The organism is Emticicia sp. 17c (assembly GCF_037153985.1).
Lineage (GTDB): Bacteria > Bacteroidota > Bacteroidia > Cytophagales > Spirosomataceae > Emticicia.
Genome location: NZ_JBBAYI010000003.1, coordinates 229,722 through 253,125, shown reverse-complemented (window position 1 = coordinate 253,125; position 23,404 = coordinate 229,722). Strand labels below are relative to the sequence as shown.

At 38.4% G+C, this 23,404-nt stretch carries 24 protein-coding genes; 18 read left to right on the top strand and 6 right to left on the bottom strand.

The window, feature by feature from the left end:
• The first annotated feature begins 85 nt into the window (after positions 1 to 85).
• On the top strand, positions 86 to 955 hold the full coding sequence (locus WAA15_RS08835) for a diacylglycerol/lipid kinase family protein (RefSeq protein ID WP_337042366.1): 870 nt from the start codon (positions 86 to 88) through the stop codon (positions 953 to 955).
• Positions 952 to 1,290 carry a translation initiation factor gene (locus WAA15_RS08830; RefSeq protein WP_337042365.1) on the top strand — a complete coding sequence of 113 codons (339 nt, stop codon included), beginning with the start codon at positions 952 to 954 and terminating at the stop codon, positions 1,288 to 1,290. The genes WAA15_RS08835 and WAA15_RS08830 overlap by 4 nt, the downstream gene beginning before the upstream one ends.
• Before the next feature lie 6 nt (positions 1,291 to 1,296).
• Here WAA15_RS08830 and WAA15_RS08825 read toward each other — a convergent pair whose 3' ends face one another.
• The 3 genes from WAA15_RS08825 to WAA15_RS08815 are packed head-to-tail and all read right to left on the bottom strand — an operon-like array spanning position 1,297 to position 3,562.
• Entirely contained in the window at positions 1,297 to 1,776 is a 480-nt protein-coding gene (locus tag WAA15_RS08825) for an MOSC domain-containing protein (protein ID WP_337042364.1), read from the bottom strand.
• Positions 1,777 to 1,778: 2 nt separating this feature from the next.
• The gene (nth, locus tag WAA15_RS08820; protein WP_337042363.1) at positions 1,779 to 2,438 is read right to left on the bottom strand and encodes an endonuclease III; all 660 of its coding nucleotides are present in this window, start codon (positions 2,436 to 2,438) and stop codon (positions 1,779 to 1,781) included.
• Positions 2,439 to 2,458: 20 nt separating this feature from the next.
• Complete coding sequence (locus WAA15_RS08815) at positions 2,459 to 3,562, bottom strand: vWA domain-containing protein (RefSeq protein WP_337042362.1); 1,104 nt, start codon at positions 3,560 to 3,562, stop codon at positions 2,459 to 2,461.
• Positions 3,563 to 3,726: 164 nt separating this feature from the next.
• On the opposite strand from WAA15_RS08815, the gene WAA15_RS08810 reads away from it, so the two are divergent.
• The 8 genes from WAA15_RS08810 to WAA15_RS08775 all read left to right on the top strand — a co-directional run bounded on the left by WAA15_RS08810 (position 3,727) and on the right by WAA15_RS08775 (position 12,337).
• On the top strand, positions 3,727 to 5,619 hold the full coding sequence (locus WAA15_RS08810; protein WP_337042361.1) for a putative porin: 1,893 nt from the start codon (positions 3,727 to 3,729) through the stop codon (positions 5,617 to 5,619).
• 136 nt (positions 5,620 to 5,755) lie between these two features.
• Positions 5,756 to 6,970 carry a glycosyltransferase gene (locus tag WAA15_RS08805; RefSeq protein WP_337042360.1) on the top strand — a complete coding sequence of 405 codons (1,215 nt, stop codon included), beginning with the start codon at positions 5,756 to 5,758 and terminating at the stop codon, positions 6,968 to 6,970.
• A 29-nt stretch (positions 6,971 to 6,999) separates the two neighbouring features.
• Positions 7,000 to 7,632, top strand: coding sequence for a 16S rRNA (guanine(527)-N(7))-methyltransferase RsmG (rsmG, locus tag WAA15_RS08800; protein ID WP_337042359.1), 633 nt, complete (start codon positions 7,000 to 7,002; stop codon positions 7,630 to 7,632).
• Positions 7,633 to 7,666: 34 nt separating this feature from the next.
• Complete coding sequence (locus WAA15_RS08795) at positions 7,667 to 7,951, top strand: hypothetical protein (RefSeq protein WP_337042358.1); 285 nt, start codon at positions 7,667 to 7,669, stop codon at positions 7,949 to 7,951.
• Between the two features lie 5 nt (positions 7,952 to 7,956).
• Positions 7,957 to 8,652: a hypothetical protein gene (locus WAA15_RS08790; protein WP_337042357.1), complete on the top strand. Its 696-nt coding sequence runs from the start codon at positions 7,957 to 7,959 to the stop codon at positions 8,650 to 8,652.
• A gap of 45 nt (positions 8,653 to 8,697) precedes the next feature.
• The gene (locus WAA15_RS08785; RefSeq protein WP_337042356.1) at positions 8,698 to 9,540 is read left to right on the top strand and encodes a CvfB family protein; all 843 of its coding nucleotides are present in this window, start codon (positions 8,698 to 8,700) and stop codon (positions 9,538 to 9,540) included.
• 5 nt (positions 9,541 to 9,545) lie between these two features.
• Positions 9,546 to 9,911: a Rid family detoxifying hydrolase gene (locus WAA15_RS08780; protein ID WP_337042355.1), complete on the top strand. Its 366-nt coding sequence runs from the start codon at positions 9,546 to 9,548 to the stop codon at positions 9,909 to 9,911.
• 212 nt (positions 9,912 to 10,123) lie between these two features.
• The gene (locus WAA15_RS08775; RefSeq protein WP_337042354.1) at positions 10,124 to 12,337 is read left to right on the top strand and encodes a T9SS type A sorting domain-containing protein; all 2,214 of its coding nucleotides are present in this window, start codon (positions 10,124 to 10,126) and stop codon (positions 12,335 to 12,337) included.
• An 86-nt stretch (positions 12,338 to 12,423) separates the two neighbouring features.
• Here the strand turns inward: WAA15_RS08775 and hemN are convergent, their stop codons facing one another.
• The 3 genes from hemN to WAA15_RS08760 all read right to left on the bottom strand — a co-directional run bounded on the left by hemN (position 12,424) and on the right by WAA15_RS08760 (position 16,131).
• Positions 12,424 to 13,773, bottom strand: a complete 1,350-nt coding sequence (gene hemN, locus WAA15_RS08770) for an oxygen-independent coproporphyrinogen III oxidase (RefSeq protein ID WP_337042353.1) — start codon at positions 13,771 to 13,773, stop codon at positions 12,424 to 12,426.
• Positions 13,774 to 13,840: 67 nt separating this feature from the next.
• Positions 13,841 to 14,881: a response regulator gene (locus tag WAA15_RS08765; RefSeq protein WP_337042352.1), complete on the bottom strand. Its 1,041-nt coding sequence runs from the start codon at positions 14,879 to 14,881 to the stop codon at positions 13,841 to 13,843.
• Between the two features lie 14 nt (positions 14,882 to 14,895).
• Positions 14,896 to 16,131, bottom strand: a complete 1,236-nt coding sequence (locus WAA15_RS08760; RefSeq protein ID WP_337042351.1) for a PAS domain-containing sensor histidine kinase — start codon at positions 16,129 to 16,131, stop codon at positions 14,896 to 14,898.
• 159 nt (positions 16,132 to 16,290) lie between these two features.
• Here WAA15_RS08760 and WAA15_RS08755 point away from each other — a divergent pair, with 159 nt between their 5' ends.
• From WAA15_RS08755 to WAA15_RS08720, 8 genes are all read left to right on the top strand, one after another.
• Positions 16,291 to 17,109, top strand: a complete 819-nt coding sequence (locus WAA15_RS08755) for a universal stress protein (RefSeq protein ID WP_337042350.1) — start codon at positions 16,291 to 16,293, stop codon at positions 17,107 to 17,109.
• A 17-nt stretch (positions 17,110 to 17,126) separates the two neighbouring features.
• Entirely contained in the window at positions 17,127 to 17,474 is a 348-nt protein-coding gene (locus tag WAA15_RS08750) for a hypothetical protein (RefSeq protein WP_337042349.1), read from the top strand.
• 132 nt (positions 17,475 to 17,606) lie between these two features.
• A complete protein-coding gene (locus tag WAA15_RS08745; protein WP_337042348.1) occupies positions 17,607 to 18,353 on the top strand; it encodes an acyl-CoA desaturase in 747 nt (248 codons plus the stop codon).
• Positions 18,354 to 18,373: 20 nt separating this feature from the next.
• Positions 18,374 to 20,785: a heavy metal translocating P-type ATPase gene (locus WAA15_RS08740; protein WP_337042347.1), complete on the top strand. Its 2,412-nt coding sequence runs from the start codon at positions 18,374 to 18,376 to the stop codon at positions 20,783 to 20,785.
• A gap of 2 nt (positions 20,786 to 20,787) precedes the next feature.
• Complete coding sequence (gene ccoS, locus WAA15_RS08735) at positions 20,788 to 20,955, top strand: cbb3-type cytochrome oxidase assembly protein CcoS (RefSeq protein WP_337042346.1); 168 nt, start codon at positions 20,788 to 20,790, stop codon at positions 20,953 to 20,955.
• Between the two features lie 60 nt (positions 20,956 to 21,015).
• On the top strand, positions 21,016 to 21,855 hold the full coding sequence (locus tag WAA15_RS08730; RefSeq protein ID WP_337042345.1) for a hypothetical protein: 840 nt from the start codon (positions 21,016 to 21,018) through the stop codon (positions 21,853 to 21,855).
• A gap of 156 nt (positions 21,856 to 22,011) precedes the next feature.
• Complete coding sequence (locus WAA15_RS08725; RefSeq protein WP_337042344.1) at positions 22,012 to 22,875, top strand: universal stress protein; 864 nt, start codon at positions 22,012 to 22,014, stop codon at positions 22,873 to 22,875.
• A gap of 41 nt (positions 22,876 to 22,916) precedes the next feature.
• Positions 22,917 to 23,309 (top strand): hypothetical protein, encoded by a 393-nt coding sequence (locus WAA15_RS08720; RefSeq protein WP_337042343.1) that lies wholly within the window; start codon positions 22,917 to 22,919, stop codon positions 23,307 to 23,309.
• Positions 23,310 to 23,404 lie beyond the last annotated feature (95 nt).

Below are 23,404 nucleotides of genomic sequence, written 5' to 3'. Positions count from 1 at the left end.
ATGAACGGTGGTATTTTAATAAGATAAAAGGTTTTCTTTTGAAATGATTATCTTTGTACGAAGGTATAAATTTATTTGAATATTCGTGAACAAGCAAGAAATCTGGTTTGTAGTTAATCCATTTTCTGGAAGGAAGAAAAATCATAAGGCCATAGTAGGGCTTATCGAAAACCAACTTGATAAAAAAAGATATGTAGCCAGCATAATAGAAACCAAAGCGGCAGGTCATGCTACCGAACTGGCACACGAAGCTGCCGAAAAAAAAGTGCCTTATGTGGTAGCTATGGGTGGAGACGGTACTGTAAACGAAACCGCGAAGGCATTGGTTAATACACAAACTGCTTTGGGTATTATGCCAATGGGGTCGGGCAATGGCTTGGCCAGAGAGCTAGGAATCCCGATGCAAGCCTCAAAAGTAATACAGAGGCTCAATGAGGCAACTGTCAGAAAAATTGATACTTGCTATATAAATGGCATTCCTTTTTTCTGTACCGCAGGCGTAGGATTCGATGCCCATTGCGCCGATGTTTTTTCGAGAGTAAAAGGGCGTGGCCTCATTAATTATGTAAAAGTGGGTTTTAGAGAGTTCTGGGCCTATAAACCTTTAAAATGTAATTTCGGAGGAAACGATTATGAAGTGTTCAGTATTACCTTTGGTAATGCCCGACAATTCGGTAACAATGCTTTTATTACTCCTGTTGCAGCCATTGACGATGGCTTTATTGATTGTACATTGCTGAATCCATTACCTTTATGGGAAGTGCCCTCTGTGGTAACCAAATTATTTAACAAGACAATCCATGAGTCGGTATACGCAGAGGCATACAGAAGTACAAAATTTAAACTGACAAGCACCGAAAACCTGTTGATTCATTATGATGGAGAACCTCTGCAATTATCAGCCAATGAACTGAATATAAGTATTGCAGAAAAAAGCCTGAATGTACTCGTATGAAAAATAAAAAACATAGAGAGGGAATAGTTTATTCGACTAACCCTGATTTTGAATTTAATTTTGGAGAAGCAAACGAAATTGAAACCCTGCCGGCGTCGAAACAAAATCTGAAAATATGGTTAGACAGAAAAGGCGGAAATAAAGTAGTAAGTAGGGTAGAGGGTATTATAGCCACAGATGATGATTTGCAGAATCTGAGAAAAAAACTCCAAACCCTTTGCGGAAGTGGCGGAACTGCCAAAGATGGCGAAATTCTATTACAGGGCGACCACCGTGATAAAATTCTGGCTTTCTTGCTGAAAGAAGGTTATAAAGCTAAAAAAGCCGGAGGCTGATGCCCGTCAGATAGGAATAACCTCGTCGCCTAATTTGATGGTTCCACCTTTAATAACCATACAGGTAATGCCACCGTGGCCCCTCATGGCATTGTAACCACCTATGCCCAGATTCTCTTCCATACGGCTGCATGGGTGGCAATAACCCGTCATTTTCAGCACGGCATCTCCAATCTGGAAAGTAGTATCGTTTAAGGCCAACAGATTAATGCCTGATACCACTATGTTTCGGCGGAGTAAAGCTGGGTCGATGGTTTCTTTGTGCAATATTTTTGCCACTGCTTCAATATGTTCGGCCTGAATAATAGTAACCTGACGGTTGCGGGCCGTTCCTCTGTAACGGTCTCCCACAATGCCTTTCTTTTCAGTCACTTCAAGCATATCAGCTACTAGTAATGGCCCTCTTGAAGTAGGCCCCGGGCGATAACTAAGCCATTCAACTTTGCCTCTGTGGGCAAAGTTTTTCATTAGTTGTTTGATTTCCATTATCAGAGCGACGGAGTTTTGAAATCACCTTTTTCATAAGCCAGACAAAAACCTTTCAGGTTGCACTCTCCACATTTAGGAGTGCGGGCAATACATATATACCTGCCATGCAAAATAAGCCAGTGATGAGCTACGGCAATTTTATCTTTAGGAATATACTTTACCAGTTCTTTCTCAACCAGTAAGGCACTTTTAGCCGTTTTAGGCACTAGACCTAGCCGATGCGAAGTGCGAAACACATGGGTATCAACAGCCATAGCGGGCTGGTTATAAATGACCGATACAATTACATTAGCCGTTTTACGGCCTACCCCCGGCATCCGTTGCAAATCTTCAATTGTGTTAGGTACTTCTGAATGATACTCATGTATCAGCATACGCGCCATTCCTACCAGATGCTTACTTTTGTTGTTGGGGTAACTCACGCTTCTGATATACTCAAATACTTCTTCTGCCGTAGAAGCGGCCAGACTTTCGGGTGTCGGAAAACGCTCAAAAAGTTTCGGGGTAATCATGTTCACGCGCTTATCAGTACATTGTGCCGACAAAATAACAGCCACAAGTAACTCATAAGGGTTCGTGTAATTAAGTTCGGTCTGTGCTTCAGGATAATGTTCGGTAAAGTAGTTTATCAGGGCTTTGTAACGCTCTTTTTTATTCATATTAAAGCTGGTTGTCTCAATTATTTTATGTTTTTACGGCGGTTTCGCTGGAAGTCCTCCAAAACAAACCCTCCCAAACCATTCAGGTTGCTATAATAAGCACGGCCATTATTTACCTGTGTAAACTGTTGCACAAATTGTTTCAGGTAAGGGTCAGAGGCAATCATGAAAGTAGTAATCGGAATATCCATCCGGCGCGCTTGTGCCGCAATAGTCAGGGTTTTATTAACAATTTTACGGTCGAGCCCGAAACTGTTTTTATAATACCTGATGCCTTCTTTTAGGCAGGTTGGTTTACCATCGGTTATCATAAAAACCTGCTTGTTTTTAGTTTTTCTACGGCGCAGTAAATCCATAGCCAATTCTAAACCAGCAACGGTGTTGGTATGATACGGGCCTACCTCCAGATATGGAATATCTTTGAGCTGAATCTGCCATGCGTCGTTCCCAAATACAAGAATATCAAGGGTATCTTTCGGATATTTCGTCCGAATCAGTTCTGCTAAAGCCAATGCTACCTTTTTGGCAGGTGTAATGCGGTCTTCACCATAAAGAATCATTGAGTGCGAAATATCTATCATTAATACAGTTGAGGTTTGTATTTTTGATTCCCTGTCTATCACTTCCAAATCGCTTTCAAGAAGCATAAAATCATCAATGCCGCTGTTAATCTGAGCATTTTTCAACGATTCAGTCATTGAAATCTGTTCCAGCGAATCACCAAACTGAAAGGCCCTCACATCACTACTCAGCTCATCACCAACACCCGTATAAGGTGTATGATGGCTACCGCTCGATTTTGTGCGTTTTAGCTTCCCGAAAATCTCATCTAGCGATTGTTTTCTGATACTCTGCTCACTCTTGGCTGTCATTCTATATTGCTGCCCTTCCTGATTTTCGTCTGTAATGTAGCCTTTCTTTTTCAGGTCATCAATAAAATCAGCCATGCCATAATTATCGTCAGTAAGTTGATACTGGCGGTCAAGGTCGCTCATATAACTTAAGGCCTGGCCCACATCTCCTGAGGTAATAAGTAATAATTGTTGAAAAATATTGAGCAATTGCTCAAACTTATTCTGCCCCTTCATTTCGGGTTTAAATTCTGAAAAACGGAAACCTTGCATGCTAATAATGATTTAACCTCTTGTATATATAGATAAACGCTTTTTTAGCGTTGAAAGTTTTGCTTCCTTAAAATGCGTCACTTTTTAAGAACTATTAAGTATTTGATTGCCTAAAATCCGAAGATTTGGCGTAAATTGCAACGTTTTTATAGTATTGGCGGAACATGAGCATAAAAAAAATATTTACTACACTCTTATTAGCATTTTTTTACGGTTTATGCCATGCTCAAATCCTTGACGATTCTACCCGACAAGTGTATAGCCTTAAAACTACACGTTATATTCTTGAAGAGGATATCCTGAATAACCGTAAAATCTATTACAATCCTGACTCAACATTGGAAGGTTTTCATTTATTCAATCGTAGTTTAAAAAATGGGTGGTTTTATCAGGATTTAGGAAACATCGGTACAGCCATAAAACCTCTCTTTTTCGAGCCTAATCAGGATGTTAGCACGCAACTGGGTTTTACTACTTACGGATTCTATGCCCTTGATGCCCGTAAAGCCAAATATTACAACACAAAGTCGCCGTATACTAATATGTTTTATACGCAGTCGGGTGGGGGAACCATGCTTGTAAACTTTACGCATTCTCAGAATATAAAGCCACGCTGGAATATAACATTCGATGCACATCGCCTTACTTCGTCAAAACAATATGGTGCGCCACAAACCCGCGAAGAACGACTCGTAGATAGTTGGGCCGTAATTGCTAATACCAATTATGAGTCGAAAAATGGAAAATATATTTTTCTGGCTACTTATAACCATTTCAATCATGCCCCTACTGAACTAGGAGGTATCAAACCACTCAATGATACTATCAATAAGTTTGTTCCGGTCGAAAGCCTGAATAATTATAAAAATTATCTTGGACGTTTATCAAATGCTGCTTCGCGTGACTGGCGTAATGAATTTCATATCTACCACCAATATAAACTGACGGATGAGTTTCAGGTTTATCATATTCTCGATTACCAACGGAGAATCGATTATTACAACGATTATACCTATAAAAAGGATTTATTAAGTGGAAATGGTGCCGATTTTTACAAGATTCCTGTTCCGACTGATACCATTGCTATTAAAGCCATGAAAGATACTTTGTCTTTAGCTTTGCGGTATCGCCTTATCGAAAACAGATTCGGTATTAAAGGAATTTATCGAGGCTTTGCATACAGGCTTCATCTGCGTAATCGTTTATATAACCTTACTTCTAATTTCGGGAATGATTTTCGTTTGAAACTTAAAAATGAGATTCTGGCAGGAGCATGGGCTAATTATTTTTTTCCTGATAGCCTTAAACGAGCCTACGCCGAGCTTGAGATAGGTACAAACGGAAACTTTAAACTGAAAGCCGAATATATAAGCCCCAAGTTAACGGCCGGTTTTTCTCAGTTGTCAACGCCTGCTTATATTCTCGACGAACGCTTCATGAGCGCAGCTTATACTTGGAGCAAAAGTCTTAATAATCAGTTTTCAAATAATTTATACGCTACTACTACGATTAGGAGAAACAGATTCCTGTTGGCTCCATCCTTGCATTATTCATTAATTAAGAATTACATTTATTATGACCAGAATGCACAAGTGCAGCAATCTTCGTATGATGTACATACTTTCAGAGGTAGCCTGAAAGTTGAGTATCGCTGGAAGAAAATCTTGCTGGCTAACGAAATACAAATAGCTAAAACAACCGAAGAAGCTATTCTGAGGATGCCACTCATCGCTAACAACACAACAATTGCCTACGAGTTTTTATATGCTAAAAAATTAAGTATTAATACAGGTTTGGAAATTTATTACAGGTCGGCCTACAAAGCAGACAATTACATGCCCCTAACCCGCCAGTTTTATTTGCAGGACGACGTAAAGGTGTGGGGGTATCCGGTAGTTGATGTTTTTGCTGATATGAAAATCAGTAATGTACGGCTTTTCTTTAAATTTGCCCATGTGAATCAGGGTTTCCCTGAAAACGGATACTATGTAGGCCCTGTTTATCCGGGTTTGAGAAGAACTTTCTTTGTAGGGGCTAACTGGCCATTATTCGACTAGCCGATAAACCAAGCAATAAAACGTTACTAAAACTGACCGAATTTACAATATCGTAACTGAAATCATTTAATTATTTAGATTTGTAGATATAAAGAATTTGTATCTTTGCACACTTTTAAACCTAAACTCTTGATACATGGTGTTTTGGCACTATTTACTACCGATTCTTTTTTTTGCTGCTGTTTTTATCCAACTTGTATTCATATTGGGTATTTTCCCCAGCTTATTATCGCATCAGGATCATGAACCAGAAGCGGACTCAGAAGAGAAACCCGGTGTTTCAGTAATTGTTGCAGCATGGAATGAGCTTGACAATCTGAAAGAATTGTTACCGATGCTTGAGGCACAAGAGTATCCGGATTTTGAAATAGTAGTGGCCGACGACCGCTCGCACGATGGCACGTATGATTACCTGCTATTTAATGAAGGGGGTTACTCAAAAGTTAATTTTGTCAGAATTGAGTCGTTGCCTACACACTTTACAGCAAAAAAATATGCTGTAACTATGGGTATTAAAAAAGCAAAAAAAGAAGTGATTCTTTTGACCGATGCCGATTGCCGCCCTACAAGTGACCAATGGATTGCCACAATGGTAGCACAACTAACACAAGAAAAGCAGATCGTTTTGGGCTTTTCGCCATATTCTTTTGAAGATTCAAGGCTTAACTCATTGATTCGCTACGAAACTTTTCAGACCGCCCTACAATATTTTTCTTTTGCGCTTTCAAAGATTCCTTATATGGGTGTTGGCCGTAACCTGATGTACCGGAAAAAACTGTTCTGGTCATCGAACGGGTTTAATAGTCATTATGAATTACTGGGTGGTGACGACGACCTTTTTGTAAATGAGGTTTCAAATGGCCAGAACGTGGCCGTTTGTATCAACTCCGATGCACACACCATTTCTGAACCCAAAAAAACATGGAAAGACTGGGTTCGTCAGAAACGCCGTCATTTATCGGTAGGTAAACGTTATAAGTTCAGAGATAAGTTTTTACTGGCATTGCTGGCGTTTAGCCAACTAATGTGCTGGTTTATGTTGTTACCAACATTCTTTATTAAACCAGATTGGTTTGAAGCCCCAGAGTGGTCTAGAATCCCAACTGAATGGCTCGACAACAATAACCTTCAGGATTTTTACCCATATAATGACTGGATGCGTTTAATTACAGGTGTTTTTGTGTTCTGGCTGGTAATCAGGTGGATAGTGCTGGCAAAAGCTAACAAAAAACTTAACAGTACTATTAGTTCTTTTAAGATTCCTTATTACGATTTGCTCTATGCAGGATATTATCTGGTTTTTGGGGTTATTACTATCTTTTCAAATCCTAAAAAAATTAAGTGGAGGTAAGCCAGAAATCAGGTTTATAAAAATCAGATATGTCAACAAAAATAGATATATTAAACAAGTACTTTCCGACGCTTACCGAAAAACAGCGTGGGCAGTTTGAACAATTACAAGACCTATATAGTTTTTGGAATAGCCAGATTAACGTTATTTCAAGGCAGGATATTGAAAATCTTTATGAAAAGCACGTGCTTCATTCATTAGGCATTGCTAAAGTAATTAATTTCAGGCATGGAACAGAAATTTTAGATGTAGGCACAGGTGGCGGGTTTCCGGGGATTCCGCTGGCAATTATGTTTCCAGAATGCCAGTTTCATTTAGTAGATTCTATCGGAAAAAAAATCAAGGTTGTAACCGAGGTATCACAGGCACTTGGGCTTAAAAACCTTACTGCGCAACATGAAAGGGCCGAAAATGTGGCCTCAGATTTTGATTTTATTATAAGCCGTGCCGTAACACGCCTGAAACCTTTTTACGGATGGGTGCAAGATAAAGTTACCAGAAATCAGTTTAACGATTTGAAAAATGGTATTCTGTACCTGAAAGGCGGTGATTTGGACGAAGAGTTACAGGAATTTGGTAAGAAATATAAGCTATATAACCTTGCCGATTATTTTGAAGAAGAATTTTTTGAAACCAAAAAAGTAGTTTATGTGCCTTTCTGACGGGCTTACGTTAACTCACTAACCGATAATTCCCATGAATGAACGATTCACAGCAAGTACCCTTAAAAATCCGTTTTTGCCTGACGAGGTCATTTTCAACGAAAAAGGAGTGACTTTCAGAGCAAGAAAAGTTTTTAGTAGTTCTGAAAACTTTGTTTTTTATAACGATATAGCAGGTGTAGAAATAGAATCGGGTATGTTTTTTTCAACCATTCGTATCAAAGCACGAGCCCGTGAACACGAAATTATTATTGAGAATTTCTCTAAAAGTGATGCCCGTAAAGTAAAAGAATTGATTTTACAACGTGCTACTGTCTGAAAAACATGGCTGCTGTCGCCGTTATTAACCATAGTACCAGCGAAATTCTGGTATCTGCCAAGCTCTTTTTTTATGGAAACTGCGCAGATGAAATAATTGCGGCTAAAATTGTAGATGAGATTTCGACGCAGTTCAACGAAGCAAAGGGGCATATAAACATAAAAAATGCTAATGGCGAAGGCACGCTGTATGCTGTAAAGTTTCAGATAAGTTCGTTCATAGTAACGCTCGATGAGGTATTTGACTTGGTACTTGATAATACCAGTTATGAAAATAATTTTATCAGAATAGAAAAGGAAAACACCATTCAACGCTCTTTTATGGGCCATGAATTGGGAAGTAATGTTGGGCATTGGCTCATTAGCGATAACCTCGGAGAATCAACAACGGCAGCCCATGAGTTTGGGCATTCATTAGGGCTTGACCACCCTGATGAAATAGATTTCAGAGGCAGGAGTATACCCCCTCCGATGATGGCTCCGAGAGGAACATGGGTGCAACCCCGATACCAGTGGAATCCGTCAGTAAATGCAGGAGAGTTCGGAGGTACCCTGAAACCTATTTACAGGAAAGTATGCGCCGAAGAAATAAGCCAGATTTTTGAAGGGAAAACTTTTTCGGCGGATGGCAGCCTGAATCTGGGGGTTCTTAACAATCTGGTTTTCGACGAAATAGGTAATCCTTACTATTGGGTACCCTGATTTGTTCTTTTTCACACCTTTAAATCACAGATAATTCTGCACGTTATGCTTAAACTTGGAGTCAAAAATACTTTAAAAATTCTTCGTGGCACAAGCGTAGGCATGTATTTAGGAGATAAAGAAGGCAACGATGTGCTTCTGCCTAAAAAATATATTCCAGATGACGCAATTGTGGGTGATACCATCGAAGTGTTTATCTACAAAGACTCAGAAGACCGAATAATTGCTACTACCCTCGAACCCAAAGTACAGTTAAACCAGTTTGCTTATTTACAGGTAATGGCCGTAACTGCCATAGGTGCTTTTCTTGACTGGGGGCTTGAAAAAGACCTTTTTGTGCCTTTTAAAGAGCAGAACAGGAAACTTTCAACCGGCGAATGGTGTGCTGTTTATGTGTATCTGGATGAAGAAACCGAACGGTTGGTAGGGTCATGCAAAGTGAATAAGTTTTTTGAAAAAGAAAACATCGAGCTGGAAGCAGGAGAAGAGGTAGATTTATTAATTTTTGAAGAAACAAACCTCGGGCTTAATGCAGTAGTTAATAATCGGTATAAAGGGCTTATCTATGAAAATGAAATTTTTCAGCGCGTAAAACTGGGGAGCCAAATTAAAGGGTACGTTAAGAATATACGGGAAGATAACAGAATTGATGTCAGCCTTCAGAAACAAGGCTACGCAAATATAGAACCGAATGCAGAGCGAATTCTGACCAAACTGAAAGAGAATGAGGGTTTTCTGGATGTAACTGATAAAAGTGATGCCAACTACATTATGTATCAGTTAGAAATGAGTAAAAAAACCTTTAAAAAAGCCGTAGGTGCCTTGTATAAACAACGCCTGATTACTATTGAAGAAGATGGCATATACCTGACAAAACAACAAACTTGATTTATATGAAACAGATTATTTTTACAGAGAAAGCCCCCGCAGCTATTGGCCCATACAGCCAAGCAGTTTTAGCCGGAAACACGCTTTATGTGTCGGGGCAGATTGCCTTAGAAATTGCCTCTACCGGAGACATAAAAGCTGAGGCACAGAAAATTATGGAGAACATTGGCCATATTCTGGCAGAAGCCGGCATGGACTACACAAATATCGTAAAATCAAGTATTTTTCTGAAAAATATGGATGATTTCGCAACGGTCAACGAAGTGTATGGTAGTTATTTTACTTCGGCTCCACCAGCCCGCGAAACCGTGCAGGTAGCTCGCCTGCCGAAGGATGTAAACGTAGAGATTTCGGTCATTGCCATTAAGTAAATTTTAATTTTATGCCATAAAAATTATTTTTAATTAATAATATTCTCGGTGTTATTGATAATCAAGTGTTTGGGCACAGCATAACTCGTGCCATTAAAATAAATCCTTACCGTAAAATAATTTTCATAACTGAAAATGTATCTATAATCAATAAAAACTTATATATTTACAAAAAAGAAATTCCTCCCATTTGAAACTAAAATAGTTTAGCTATGAGAAAAAATTATTTTCTATCTTTATTTTTGTTGATGATTGCTTTTTGGAAAGTAGAGGCTAAAGAGAGGGAAAACTCAACAGAAAACGCTCCTAGTTCCATTACAATCCCAGGTCCAGCAACATTGCCAACTCCAACAGAACTCAATAAGAATTTTGTTGGTGGTACAGGAACTCGCTTAAATATTTTCTGGCGTGACAACACTTCTGACGAAACATCGTTCCAAGTAGCAATTTCAACTGATGGTGTTAACTTCGGTATAGTTAACGCAGGTGCTAACTTGGGCCCATACGGCAACATTCAACTTACGGACCTTCAACCTGGCACCCAATACTGGTTTGCAGTAAGAGCAGTTAAAGCAGGTGCAGGCCCAACTACATTTGTAGGTTGTACAACTTCTATTACAACAGTTACGGAGGACCCAGCAGACCTTTATTCTTGCTGGAGTAATATTATTACGGTTACAACTAACCCTAATCGTCCGAATCCTCCTTCAAATGCGGTGGTATCTACATATGCACAAAGAAAAGCTACTTTAGTTTTCACCGATACCTCAAACGACGAACAAGGTTTCCTTATTCAACGTTCGTTTGAAGGCGGCCCTTTTGTTGACCTTGCAACTATACCAGCTTCACCAGGTATTGGTAGTAGAGTACAATTTGTAGATACAGGCTTACAACCAGAATTGTTGTATGAGTATCGTGTATTCTCGTTTAACGTAACAGACTACTCAATCATTGGTGCTAATTCAGGCTTATTCAGAACATTACCTGACCCGCCATCAGCACCACAGTTGTTGCAATCACCTAACCAGACAATCAGCACAATTGATTTACTTTGGTGGGATACTTCAACAAACGAGCAGTATTTTGTAATTGAACGCTCAACTGACCGTAATTTCTGGACCGTATTGACAAATACATGGTTTGCAAACACAGGCTATTTTACTGATAAAAATCTTCTTGAAGGTGTAACATATTATTATAGAGTAAAAGCAACAAACGCGGGAGGTTCAAGTGCTTACTCAAATATATTAACTATTGCAACTAAAAAGAGAGTGGCTCCGCCATCGCCTTATGACTTAGCTGCTACACCAAAAGCACCTACAAGAATTGACCTGAACTGGTCGAATCGTATATATGGTGAATATGATGTGCCTAAAACAACAGAAATTTACCGTTCTGAAGTAAGTGCAACAGATGGCTTTTTACCGATTGGGTATATTCCAGCACAATATTATACTTACATCGATAGTACAACTAAAGCCAAAACCAAATACTGGTATAAAGTAATAACTACTAACGAATTTGGTCGGTCAGATTATTCAAACGTAGTGGCGGTAACTTCTTTAGGCGCACCTTATGCTCCTTCTAACCTGATGGCAACTGCAGCTAAAGATAGTCTCGGCCATGATATTATGTCGGTAAACTGGACTGACAACTCAGACGATGAAGATTATTTTACGCTTGAAAGAGCAACCGATGTTAATTTTACAACTAATTTGCTTACAGCTAATCTGGTTGCTAACTATACTTCGGCAGTAAGTATTCCTTTCGAAGAAGGTGTTACTTATTTCTTCCGTATTAAAGCCACTAATAAATACGGTGACTCTAAATACAGCGAAGTAACAAGTATTACTACTTTCTATACAGCGGTTCCTAACAAACCATTTGGTCTTAAAGCCTCTGCTACGGCTACTGCCGTAACATTAAAATGGCTTGATGATTCAAACAAAGAAGAATCATTCGATATTGAACGTTCTACAAATGGTACAGACTTTACAAAAATCGGTTCAACCAATCGTAACGTTCTTACTTATGTTGACAATACAGTAGCTGCAAAAACCAAATATTATTATCGTGTAAAATCGGTGAACCCTAAAGGTAGTTCTGTGGCGTCTGATGTTGCTACTATTACTACTCCTGCGGCAACTTCTGGCTTTATCAGTACAGATATTGCTGCGGCTGATAACTGGCAGGTATTCCCGAACCCAACTGCTGATGCAGTAAAAGTGGTATTGCCTGAAAGTATGCAGAACCAAGTAGGTGTAGTAACGATAATCGATAGAATGAACAGAGAAGTGTTCAGAACAGCATTAGATGCTAATCAAACAGAATACCGTTTCGATTTGAGCAACTTCACTGAAGGTACGTATACCATCAGCATTCGTACAAGCACAAAACAAATCACCAAACGTGTATACAAGTACTAATTGAAATAATGAATTGGTAATAAATAAAGAAGCGTCTCAAAGAGACGCTTCTTTTATTTTACACTTTTGCTAATTACCTACTTATTTCAAATTGCTTTTGAAAAAGTATTCTGTGTGACACTGCCAGTCTGACGAATGTATTTATCAAACACAATACAGACATTGCGTATAAATGCACGTCCTTCAGGCGTAACCTTAATCTTATTGTCTTGTAATGTTATTATGTCATCTTGTTGTAATGCCAGTAATTGATTAAGCTGCTCATTATCGAGCATATCAATAGACAATTCAGTTTCAAACCTGCACATTAGGTTTTGTATGTGGTTTCTCAGATTTAAATCTTCTTCCGATTGTATGTGCCCTCTTAACAATGGGAATATATTATTTTTGGTCAGATGAAGGTATTCGTCGAGGCTTTTGGTATTCTGAGACAGGGCCGTCCAGCTATCGCTTATGGCCGATACACCTAATCCAAGCATACATTTCGATTGCGTAGTAGTATAGCCCATGAAATTTCGGTTAAGCATACCATTTTCGCTAGCTATAAATAGCGAGTCGGTAGGTCTGGCAAAGTGGTCCATGCCTATTTCATAGTAACCATTTTCTTCAAAAATCTTTCTACCTAGCTCATACAAGGCTCTTTTAGTGGCTGCATTGGGTAGGTTGTTTTCATCGAAACCTCTTTGACCATTTCCTTTTAACCACGGTACATGAGCATAAGAGTAAAGAGAGAGCCTGTCTGGAGATAGTTCTATGGTTTTTCTGATTGTTTTTTCAAATTGTTCTTCGTTCTGAAAAGGCAAACCATAAACAAGGTCATGGCTAATAGAAGTATAACCAATAGCACGGGCAAGTTCAGTAACTTTCTTCACATTCTCGAAAGGTTGAAGTCTGTTAATGGCTACCTGAACGGTATGGTCATAGTCTTGCACGCCAAAACTTACCCGACGAAAACCCAAATCATACAAAGTTTTGAGATGTTCTTCGGAAGTATTGTTAGGGTGGCCTTCAAAGCTGAACTCGTGTTTTTCGCTTATTTTTGAACCTGACAAAATACCCTCAATCAGGTCTTTGAGGTTTTCAGGCGAAAAGAAACTAGGTGTACCACCGCCCAGATGAATTTCTTCAATTACCGGAATTTCCCTGAGAAGGTTACGATACAACTGCCACTCTCTTAAGATAGCTTCAATATAAGGAACTTCAAATTGGTGGTTTAAAGTAATGCGTTTATGACAAGCGCAGAAAGTACACATGCTCTCACAGAAAGGAAGATGAATGTAAAGGCTTAGTTTTTTCTCGTTTTTATAAGTTCTGATAAAACTTTCTTTCCATTGAGCTTCTGTAAAAGTATCGTTTTTCCAAAAAGGTACGGTCGGATAACTCGTGTATCTAGGAGCTGAGGTGTTGTATTTCTCAATAAGTTCTGTTCGTGTCATTAGCATCTTTTTTTGTTTCAAAGGTAATGTTGAAGCAAAAAAAGAAATATGATGAATGTCATATTTGCTAATTTCTTAGCTTTTTTAACTTATCGGCATTTAGAATGGAAATTTTGCCCGATTCAATTTCAATCAGTTTTTCGTCTTTAAAATCTGATAAAGTACGAATGGCTGTTTCGAGTGAAGTGCCGGCAGCACTTGCTAAGTCTTCCCGACTGATTTTCATAGGGGCAGGAGTACTCTGGTGAAAACGTAACAAGGCCTCTGAAACCCTTTTTCTCACCGAATTATAGGCTAGTTTTAACAAGTGTTCTTCGTTCTCTTTGATATTTTTTGAGAGTAACTGAATAAACTTCTGAGCCACCTGAGTGTTTTGCAGTAATAAATTATTAAAATCTTTCTTAGGAATAAGGCAGATTTCGGCTTCTTCTAATGTTTCGGCTGTTTCAGAAAAATTAGTGTCATGAATTAAGTCTACATAACCCAAAAAATCACCAGTATTATAGAGGTTTACGATAAACTCTTTGCCGTCATCGTTCGTTTTAAAGGCTTTTACTTTTCCTTTTTGTACGTAGTATAAATAAAGCGGGAAATCGCCTTCGCGATAGATTTCGGTTTTTTTCTTGAAATACCTTATTTCCCTGTTTTCAGTTAGCTTCTTTAGTTCCTGTTCGCCGTTCGCATCAATAATGAGTTGGTCAAGTCCGGTAATATCCTGGCTATATTTTTTTTTCGAAATTTCTTTCTTTCTTAAACGGCTTTCAATGGCACTCAATAATTCAACATCATCGAAAGGCTTTGTTATATAATCGTCGGCACCCATTTCCATGCCTTTTCTGAAATCGGAACGCTCGGCTTTGGCAGTTAAAAAAATAAAAGGAATACCCGCTGTTTTTTCCTGTTTTGAAAGCAAATGCAATACCCCATATCCATCTAGCACAGGCATCATAATATCGCAGATAATAAGGTCAGGGAGTTCCTTTATGGCAAGGTCAACTCCAACTTTACCGTTTTCGGCTGCTACTACTTCATACCCATCCAATTCCAGAATTTCACAGGTATTTTCTCTGATTTCGGCATTGTCTTCTATTAACAGAATTTTCTTCATATTCCTTTGTGTGCTTATAAATATCTTGGTAGAGTTATGATAAACTGTGTTCCTTTGTTTTCTGTACTTTCAAAATCGATTTTCCCTTTTAATAGCGATACATACTGGTAAACAATGCTTAAACCCAAGCCAGTTCCCTGAATTTCTTCGGCATTACTCATGCGGTAAAATCGCTCAAAAAGATGCTTTTTCTCTGCTTCTGGAATGCCGATACCTTCATCTTTAATAATGAATGTAACGGTTTTTTCGTTCAATTGCCCTATAACCGTGATTTCAGAATCTTCAGGCGAAAACTTAATGGCATTCGATAAAAGATTGATAGCAATATTTTTAATAAGTTTTGAATCAAGACATACTTCGCATGAGCCTTTAGGAGATTCACAAAAAAGTCTGATTTTTTGTCCTTTCTTGGAAATCAACTGCATTTGCTGGCATAATTCTTCTAGGCAATCATCCAGATGAAAAACTTCAGGCGTAACTATTACTTTCCCTTCTTCGAGCTTGTTTAGTGAAAGAAAATCGTTCAGGATTTCGGTTAGGTTTCTGACAGACGATTTAATACGGTTGATGTGCTTGTCACGCTTTTCGTTTTCGTCTAAATCGGCATATTTTTCTACTAGCGAAAGAGACGACAACACTGTGGCTAAGGGCGTTCTGAACTCGTGCGAAGCAATTGTAATGAACCTAGATTTCATCAAATTCAGTTCTTGTTCCCGCTTCAAAGCTCTGTCGAGTTCATCTTTTGTTTTTTCAAGTTTCTGAATAGCCTCTTTCAGTACGAGTGTACGTTCTTCAACCTCAACTTCTAATTCATTCTTGTAACTAACTAGTTGGTTTTCAGCCTTTTTTCTAACTGTAATATCAATTACAAAAGCAATGACATAATCGCCTTTGCTGTTACTATACGGGCTTAAACTTATTTCGACCGGAAACTCCGAACCATCTTTTCGGCGTGCGTATAAATCCATGCCATGCCCCATTGAGCGGGCATGTGGATGCTTGTTGAACCCTTCACGGTAGGTAGAGTGGCTCACCCGAAAACGATTCGGAATCAGGTCTTCTACCATTTTATTCTCAAGTTCATCTGTCGTGTATCCGAACATAGCTGCACCGTTAGGATTAACCCGAATGATTTTTCCTTGTTTATCAGCTATTAAAATTCCTTCAGTGGCGAATAGAAAAATGGCCTCTGATTGGTGTAAAATATCCATTTCCGCAATAGTTGACAGATGGTCAGTGTTCTTTTTCATCAGCAAAGGAGAGAAGTTTTAATACTTAAAAATATGACAAAAATCAGGTTTTTGAAATATTCTCTGCAAAATTAACTGAATTCTCATATCTCCTTATGATTATACTCATATTCATTATTGAATAATGTGCCGAATTTTGTTATCTCGAAAAGTAATAATATGAAAACCATTCTTTTAGCGACAGATTTTTCACAACCGGCCAACCGGTCCGTTTACGCGGCAGCTCAGATAGCATCGAAACAAAATGCACGTCTGATGCTTTTTCATTCATACAGATTCATGAATACTTATGATGACAATTTTGGTTATCCGATTGATGAAATTGAGAAGCTAAGTTTAAAGAAGTTAAGTGAACTAAAGGGTAAAATTGAAAAAGAAGGTTACCAGAATCTGGAAATTATTACGTGTATCAGGCATGGGTCAATTATAGATACCATTGAAGACGTAATAAATGAGTTTGAAGTAAGCATGGTAGTAATGAGCAGCGTAGGAGGGTCTTCTATTGGTATTCATTATTTTGGTGGTACAGTTATCAAGATGATACACAAGCTGAAAATGCCTATGTTGATACTGCCACCCGGTTTCAAAGTTAGTAATATCGAGAATGTAGTAATGGCTGTTGACCTGAAAAAACCTATTGATGAAAGCACGCTCGAAAAGAGTATCTATTTTCTGAGAGACTTAAATGCTATTGTAGATGTATTATACGTAGCAAAATCGACAGCAGAAGCAGATAGCGAACCCATAAGAGAGGCCGCGCTCCATTTAAGAAGTCTGCTTAAAAATGTGCCACATACTTTTGGGGTAATTATTGGAAAGAGTCAGGTACAGGAAATAACCGGATTTGTAAAGAAAAGAAAAGCTCAGTTACTGATTACTTTTCCGGCGCACCATACCTTTTTTGAGAATATTTTTCTTCAAGGCAATACGAGGCGTCTGGTATTTGATGTCGAAGCCCCCGTTTTAGCCCTACAATAACTTTAAGCATTAATAGAATGGAAATTGTCATTGATAAAGAAATGACTGTAAATCAGTTAGCCAGTATATTTCATGAGATATATCCTTTCCTGAGAATTGAGGTGTATCATCGTGGGCAGGAAGTAAGTAACGATTGTTTCCATGCTTTGCATGAAATATCAAGTATGAAAAAGCCTGCCAGTTTCAGTATCATGTCTGACATGACCATTAAGCAGGTTGAAGATTTTTTCTGGGAAGAACTCGGCCTGCAAGTAGCTGTTTTCAGAAAAGTAGGTAATTCATGGCTACATACAGCTTTTACAAACAACTGGACGCTGGAACGGCAAAATAGAATGGGTATGAATATTTTTGGAGCCATTGCTTAATACCATATATGCACCGTATGGTACACGGCTTTTCAGAAAATATGATAAATATCAGTTTAAAGCCAGAATTTGGTCATATAACTACGTTGCTGTGAAGGCTAATTTTGAGCATTAATAAAATACTTATTCTTAATGATAATCTTAGTTTTTTTTGTTAGCCACTGGTATTTATCCTTATTCTCACAGACCTTCTTCTTACACCGCTATGCTGCACACAAGATGTTCACGATGTCGAAAGGCTGGGAAAAATTCTTTTACGTTTTTACGTATATTTCTCAAGGTTCCTCTTTCTTAAGCCCCAAGGCCTACGGAATTATGCACCGCCTGCATCATGCTTATGCCGATACCGAGAAAGACCCGCATTCGCCAAGTTATTCCGACAACCTGTTCCACATGATGTGGAAAACGAAAAAATATTACAATGATTTGCTAAACGACCGAACCGATATTGACCCTAAGTTTACCAAAAATGTACCTAATTGGATGTTTATCGAAAAACTGGGCGATATGTGGGTTTCCAGAATAGGGTGGGGCGTGTTATACACCTTATTCTATATACAATTTGCCACTAACGGTTGGGTATATTTACTATTACCCGTACATTACCTCATGGGGCCTGTGCATGGTGTTATTATTAACTGGTTTGCTCATAAATATGGTTATACTAATTTTAAAGTAAACGATACCGCCAGAAACTTACTTCCTTTCGATTTCCTGATGATGGGTGAGGCCTATCATAACAACCACCATAAATTGGGCGGTAGGGCAAATTTCGGCATTAAATGGCATGAGTTTGACCCTACGTACCCAATCATTTTGCTACTTAATAAAGTGAAAGTTATTAAACTTAAACTGAATAACGATTTGAACTATATGTAACTCTTAAACAGCAGCACAACATGACACTGACCGATACAAAAATTGCTTGCTACCATTGTGGTGAGGAATGCTCAGATACACCAATTGTGAGTGACGACAAACATTTTTGTTGCCACGGATGCAAAACGGTCTATGAAATTCTTCAGGATAATAACCTGTGCTCATATTATGACCTGAATCAGCACGCTGGTATAAGCCTGAAAGCCATGAATCTTAATGGCCGGTTTGAGTATCTGTCAGACGAAAAAATACAAGCGCAGTTGCTAGACTTTCAGAGTGATACACTTAATAAAGTTACATTCTATATACCAGCTATTCATTGTAGCTCGTGTGTGTGGTTGCTTGAGAATTTTAATAAAATACAGCAAGGGGTTACTTCGGCAAGGCTTAATTTTCTTAAAAAAGAGCTTTCGCTGAGTTATGACCCTACTCAGGTAACTCTACGAACTATTGTAGAGTTACTTACTACACTAGGTTATGAGCCTTTGATTAACCTTCAGAGTGCCGAGCATAAACCTGTTCAGAACAAAGTAAAAAGACGCCTCATACTCCAGATAGGTGTAGTGGGTTTTTGTATGGGAAACATCATGCTCATGAGTTTTCCTGAGTACTTTAAACTTGATTTGAATAATGTAGTTGACAACACCTATCAGCGTTTTTTCTTATACCTTAATTTTATTCTGTCGTTACCCGTTTTCTTTTTTGGAGCTATCGATTACCTGAAAGGCGCGGTTGTTTCAATTAGGGAGAATCTCAGAAAAAACACAGATATTTTAAGTGTCGATATTCCGATTGCTTTAGGAATTACCGTGCTTTTTATCAGAAGTACCTTTGAAACCTTCGTGAATCATTCAGCAGGGTATTGGGACAGCCTAGCTGGGTTAGTGTTTTTCTTGTTAGTAGGTAAATGGGTACAACAGGTTACTTACAATTATTTGTCGTTCGAGCGCAATTATAAGTCTTATTTTCCGCTGGCCGTAAAAGTAGGAGAGGAATATAAAAACGTATCCCAGTTACAAAAAGGAGATAAAATTCTGATACACCATCAGGAGATTATTCCGGCAGATGCCTTGCTACTAGCCGATAAAGCATTGATTGATTATAGCTTTGTAACAGGTGAAGCCGAACCTATCGAAAAAACAAGTAGTAATATTGTTTATGCAGGAGGCCGCAACATGGGCGAAAACATTGAACTGGTAGTGCAGAAACAGGTATCACAAAGTTATCTGACAGACCTCTGGAATAACGAGGCCTTCAAAAAAGAGAAAAGTACGCCAGCCATTGACCTCGCCAATGCCTTTAGTAAATATTTTACTTATACTACATTACTAATTGCGCTTCTTACAGGTGTTTACTGGTACATTCATGAGCCTTCGTTGGTATGGCGAAGTGTAACGGCGGTTCTGATGGTGGCTTGCCCATGTGCTTTAACGCTTTCGTTGCCTTTTACCATGAATACCACTATGGGCATATTCGGTCGGAACAGGTTTTTTGTAAAAAACCAGCGTGTTATTCAGTTACTGACCGAAATCAATGAGGTAGTATTTGACAAAACAGGAACGCTCACCGAAAATAAAAATGCACAGGTGTATTTTGAAGCCGGTAAATTAACTGACGAAGAAGCCCGATGGGTAGCTAGACTTACGAGCCAATCGACACACCCACTTAGTAAAATTATCAGCCAAAGTTTGGGCGTTTCGGCAAATGCTACTAAAGTTAACTGCCTGAACGAAATAAAAGGTATGGGAATAGAAGGGGTAATCGAAGGTAATTTTATCAGAGTAGGTAACGCTGACTTTATTTTATCGACTACCGAAAACATCCAGTCCAGTCACGTACTTGTTGAGATAAACCACCAATATAAAGGCTATTTTGTTATCAGACCCAATTACAGAAAAGGCTGGGAAAAAGTACTAAATAAACTCAAAATGACTTTTTCGTTGGCTTTGTTATCTGGCGATAATGATGCTGAAAAAGCAACCTTAAGTCCATTTTTTACTGCCGACAGGCTACGGTTTAATCAGAAACCACAAGATAAACTCGATTTTATCAGACAAGAACAGCAAGCCGGAAATCATGTATTAATGATAGGCGATGGCCTGAACGATGCCGGAGCCTTGCGCCAGAGTAATGTAGGGGTAGCTCTGAGCGAAGACGTACAGGCGTTTTCGCCAGCCTGCGATGCAATTCTGGATGCTTCACGTTTTGCTCAGCTAACACAGTTTTTAAGTTTCAGTAAAATTGCGCTTAACATCGTAAAAGCAAGTTTTATTTTGTCGTTAGTTTATAATTTTATTGGCATTGGCTGGGCGGTTTCGGGTAAGTTGTATCCGGTAACGGCAGCCATATTTATGCCTTTGAGTTCACTTTCAGTAGTGTTATTTGCCGTTGGAATGACCTATTTATTTGCCAGAATTAAAAAACTTATTTAGTTATGGGAGTTATTATTTTCTTGGTCGTAGCTGCGCTTATGGTAGCGGGTGGCTTCTTGATTTCGTTCTTCTGGGCTACTAACGACGGGCAGTTTGACGACACCTATACGCCAGCCGTCAGAATTTTGTTTGATGAGGAAAAACCTGTCGAAAATCACATTGAATCATGATAGTGCATAGAGAATACCCCAAAAAGCTACCCTACCTTTGAATCATGAAAATGAATAAGCATGAAATCGACTAAAAATTTATATCAGTATATTCTGAAGTCAGTAGAGTATGTTTTTGAGTCAGGGATATTTATGGGTATAATGTTAGTAATATTTCTTTTGGCTATTATAGGCAACTGCCATGCGCAAGTAAACTTTGCCAGTATTCCGCCAGTAGAGAAGTTTACAAATTATAAAACGCCCATTTCCGTAAAAAACATCTATCTGGTTCAGTATGATAAAGAGCTAGACTGTACATGGAAAACCTCTCATGCCCAGCTAAGTGGGTTACTCGATACACAAACCGAAGATTTTCTTAACGATTGGCTTTCAGGTATGACCTATTTTGGAAATTGTGAAGGTGATAAAGAATGTTATGATTTTCAGTCGTTTCATTATTATTATAAAGCAACAAGAGTAACTTATCTGGCCAATAACCTGATGGCGTTTTACTTGCATGAAGGAAATTGCAAGAACGAAAAAGATAATTGTCTGGAAAATCAGGATTGGGAAATCTATGATTTAGAAGCCAAACGTTTTTTGCAGGAAGCCGACATTATCCGTCAGGATAAAAAATCACAGGAAATTTTCTGGAGTTTAATTGAAAATAAAGTCATCGGTAAAAAACATACCTTAGTTAACGACTGGAAAGCCTATACCCGTCAGATAGGTCTGGAAGGAGCCAACATAGTTATATATCTGAACAACGACATTATTAATAATACTAAAGGAATAGTTTTAAGGTTTAAAAAAGCCGAAATCGAAAACATTCTTACACCCTGTTTTGAAAGCAGGTTACGAAACAAAGTATGTGAACAATTGGCCCAGCAGGCCATTATCCAGAGTTCATTAAAAAACTAATTGCTTAGGCAGCAATAGTTAGGTTCAAGTCGCAAAAGAAAAAGACAGGCACTGCCTGTCTTTTTTCTGATATATATCATATTTCATCAGGGTGTCAAGTCATAAAAAACTAGTTATCAGTCTGTTAGTTTTGCTGTGTCAAAACAACCAGCTAAAATGAAAAAGATTCTCATTGCTACCGACTTCTCAAAGGCATCCGTAAAAGCAGCCGAATATGCTTTAAATCTATTTAATAATACGCCCTGTGAATTTACCCTCATGAACGCCTATGATTCGTTTCCGTCGGGTAATTCTCCTGAAGTAGCTTATAGTATGTTGGAAGAACTCTATAAACGCTCGAAACTTGATTTATATGCGTATCTGGAAGAGGTGAAAAAACTTGACATCCATAAAATTCATAAGTTTAAGTCTGACCTTGTGCCTACTTCGCCTGCAAGTGCTATTCATATTCTGAATCAGAAAAATAAATATGATTTTGTAATAGTAGGTGCTAACGGCAAAGGAGAAGATATTCTGTTTGGTAGTACTGCTACTGATATAGTCAGAAATGTGCCTGTCAATACAATTGTAGTGCCTGTTCAGTCGAAGGTAGAGCCAATCAAGAATGTAGTTTTAGCTGTTGATTATAACCCCATTGCTTCGTTCAAAGAATTTGATGGTCTGAAAGAACTTCTACTGCAAAAGAAAGCTACGCTTACTTTATTGACAGTATTAAAAGAAGGCCAAACAGCCGCCGAGATGGACGGCCTCCTCAAATTTGAATACCATCACTACTTTAAAGGAGTAACCGTAATTGATTATCAGCTTCATGCCGAAAGCGTCGAAGAAGGTATTATTGAATATCTGGCTTTTCATAAAGCCGATATGCTGGCAATGCTTACACGCCACCACTCGTTTTTCGATGTACTTTTTAATCGTTCGTTAACCAGAAAATTTGCTTATAATCCTACCGTACCACTTCTAAGTGTGTTCGATTCAATAGAAGTTGAAGTGCCCGAACACGAAATTGTAACTTTTTAAATACCTCAAGTTCCCTATACAAAACCTTAAAATTCAAAAAGATGGATAATTACTCACAATTAAGTCATACGCATTTCCAATACAAACTATGGCGAAATGAAGTTGAAATGATAAAACAGGAAACAGATTTTTTTCTGACTATCATCAATGAAATACCCGATACTGATGATACTGCGTATAAAACAGAGAAAGAAACATTCATTAATCAGTTTCATCATTTTCAGCGATTCGCTACCCATGTACTGGAAGAACTGGATAATGCCGAGAAAAATCTGGCAGAAAGCGTAGTTAATCATAAAACGCTTGATAAAGAACAGAAACTTGACCAGAAATACCTGCGCGAAGAAGTAGATTATTTTGAACAGGATTACAGAGAAGTAAAAAGTAAGTTCAGAAACTTTGTGGCTTTGTCTGACGCCCTCCCTGTCGATTAAAATTGCTTTAACGCAGATACCGAAAAAGAAAATAGCATTTTTCGGTGATTTATCATACCTAGTGCTTGTTCAGGACAAAGCCACAAAAATCAACA

Bases quoted from the DNA above. Each gene is read 5' to 3' on its own strand.
- WAA15_RS08830 (WP_337042365.1), top strand. From the start codon at position 952: ATGAAAAATAAAAAACATAGAGAGGGAATAGTTTATTCGACTAACCCT.
- WAA15_RS08825 (WP_337042364.1), bottom strand. From the start codon at position 1,776: ATGGAAATCAAACAACTAATGAAAAACTTTGCCCACAGAGGCAAAGTT.
- nth (WP_337042363.1), bottom strand. From the start codon at position 2,438: ATGAATAAAAAAGAGCGTTACAAAGCCCTGATAAACTACTTTACCGAA.
- WAA15_RS08815 (WP_337042362.1), bottom strand. From the start codon at position 3,562: ATGCAAGGTTTCCGTTTTTCAGAATTTAAACCCGAAATGAAGGGGCAG.
- WAA15_RS08810 (WP_337042361.1), top strand. From the start codon at position 3,727: ATGAGCATAAAAAAAATATTTACTACACTCTTATTAGCATTTTTTTAC.
- WAA15_RS08805 (WP_337042360.1), top strand. From the start codon at position 5,756: ATGGTGTTTTGGCACTATTTACTACCGATTCTTTTTTTTGCTGCTGTT.
- rsmG (WP_337042359.1), top strand. From the start codon at position 7,000: ATGTCAACAAAAATAGATATATTAAACAAGTACTTTCCGACGCTTACC.
- WAA15_RS08795 (WP_337042358.1), top strand. From the start codon at position 7,667: ATGAATGAACGATTCACAGCAAGTACCCTTAAAAATCCGTTTTTGCCT.
- WAA15_RS08790 (WP_337042357.1), top strand. From the start codon at position 7,957: ATGGCTGCTGTCGCCGTTATTAACCATAGTACCAGCGAAATTCTGGTA.
- WAA15_RS08785 (WP_337042356.1), top strand. From the start codon at position 8,698: ATGCTTAAACTTGGAGTCAAAAATACTTTAAAAATTCTTCGTGGCACA.
- WAA15_RS08780 (WP_337042355.1), top strand. From the start codon at position 9,546: ATGAAACAGATTATTTTTACAGAGAAAGCCCCCGCAGCTATTGGCCCA.
- WAA15_RS08775 (WP_337042354.1), top strand. From the start codon at position 10,124: ATGAGAAAAAATTATTTTCTATCTTTATTTTTGTTGATGATTGCTTTT.
- hemN (WP_337042353.1), bottom strand. From the start codon at position 13,773: ATGACACGAACAGAACTTATTGAGAAATACAACACCTCAGCTCCTAGA.
- WAA15_RS08765 (WP_337042352.1), bottom strand. From the start codon at position 14,881: ATGAAGAAAATTCTGTTAATAGAAGACAATGCCGAAATCAGAGAAAAT.
- WAA15_RS08760 (WP_337042351.1), bottom strand. From the start codon at position 16,131: ATGAAAAAGAACACTGACCATCTGTCAACTATTGCGGAAATGGATATT.
- WAA15_RS08755 (WP_337042350.1), top strand. From the start codon at position 16,291: ATGAAAACCATTCTTTTAGCGACAGATTTTTCACAACCGGCCAACCGG.
- WAA15_RS08750 (WP_337042349.1), top strand. From the start codon at position 17,127: ATGGAAATTGTCATTGATAAAGAAATGACTGTAAATCAGTTAGCCAGT.
- WAA15_RS08745 (WP_337042348.1), top strand. From the start codon at position 17,607: ATGATAATCTTAGTTTTTTTTGTTAGCCACTGGTATTTATCCTTATTC.
- WAA15_RS08740 (WP_337042347.1), top strand. From the start codon at position 18,374: ATGACACTGACCGATACAAAAATTGCTTGCTACCATTGTGGTGAGGAA.
- ccoS (WP_337042346.1), top strand. From the start codon at position 20,788: ATGGGAGTTATTATTTTCTTGGTCGTAGCTGCGCTTATGGTAGCGGGT.
- WAA15_RS08730 (WP_337042345.1), top strand. From the start codon at position 21,016: ATGAAATCGACTAAAAATTTATATCAGTATATTCTGAAGTCAGTAGAG.
- WAA15_RS08725 (WP_337042344.1), top strand. From the start codon at position 22,012: ATGAAAAAGATTCTCATTGCTACCGACTTCTCAAAGGCATCCGTAAAA.
- WAA15_RS08720 (WP_337042343.1), top strand. From the start codon at position 22,917: ATGGATAATTACTCACAATTAAGTCATACGCATTTCCAATACAAACTA.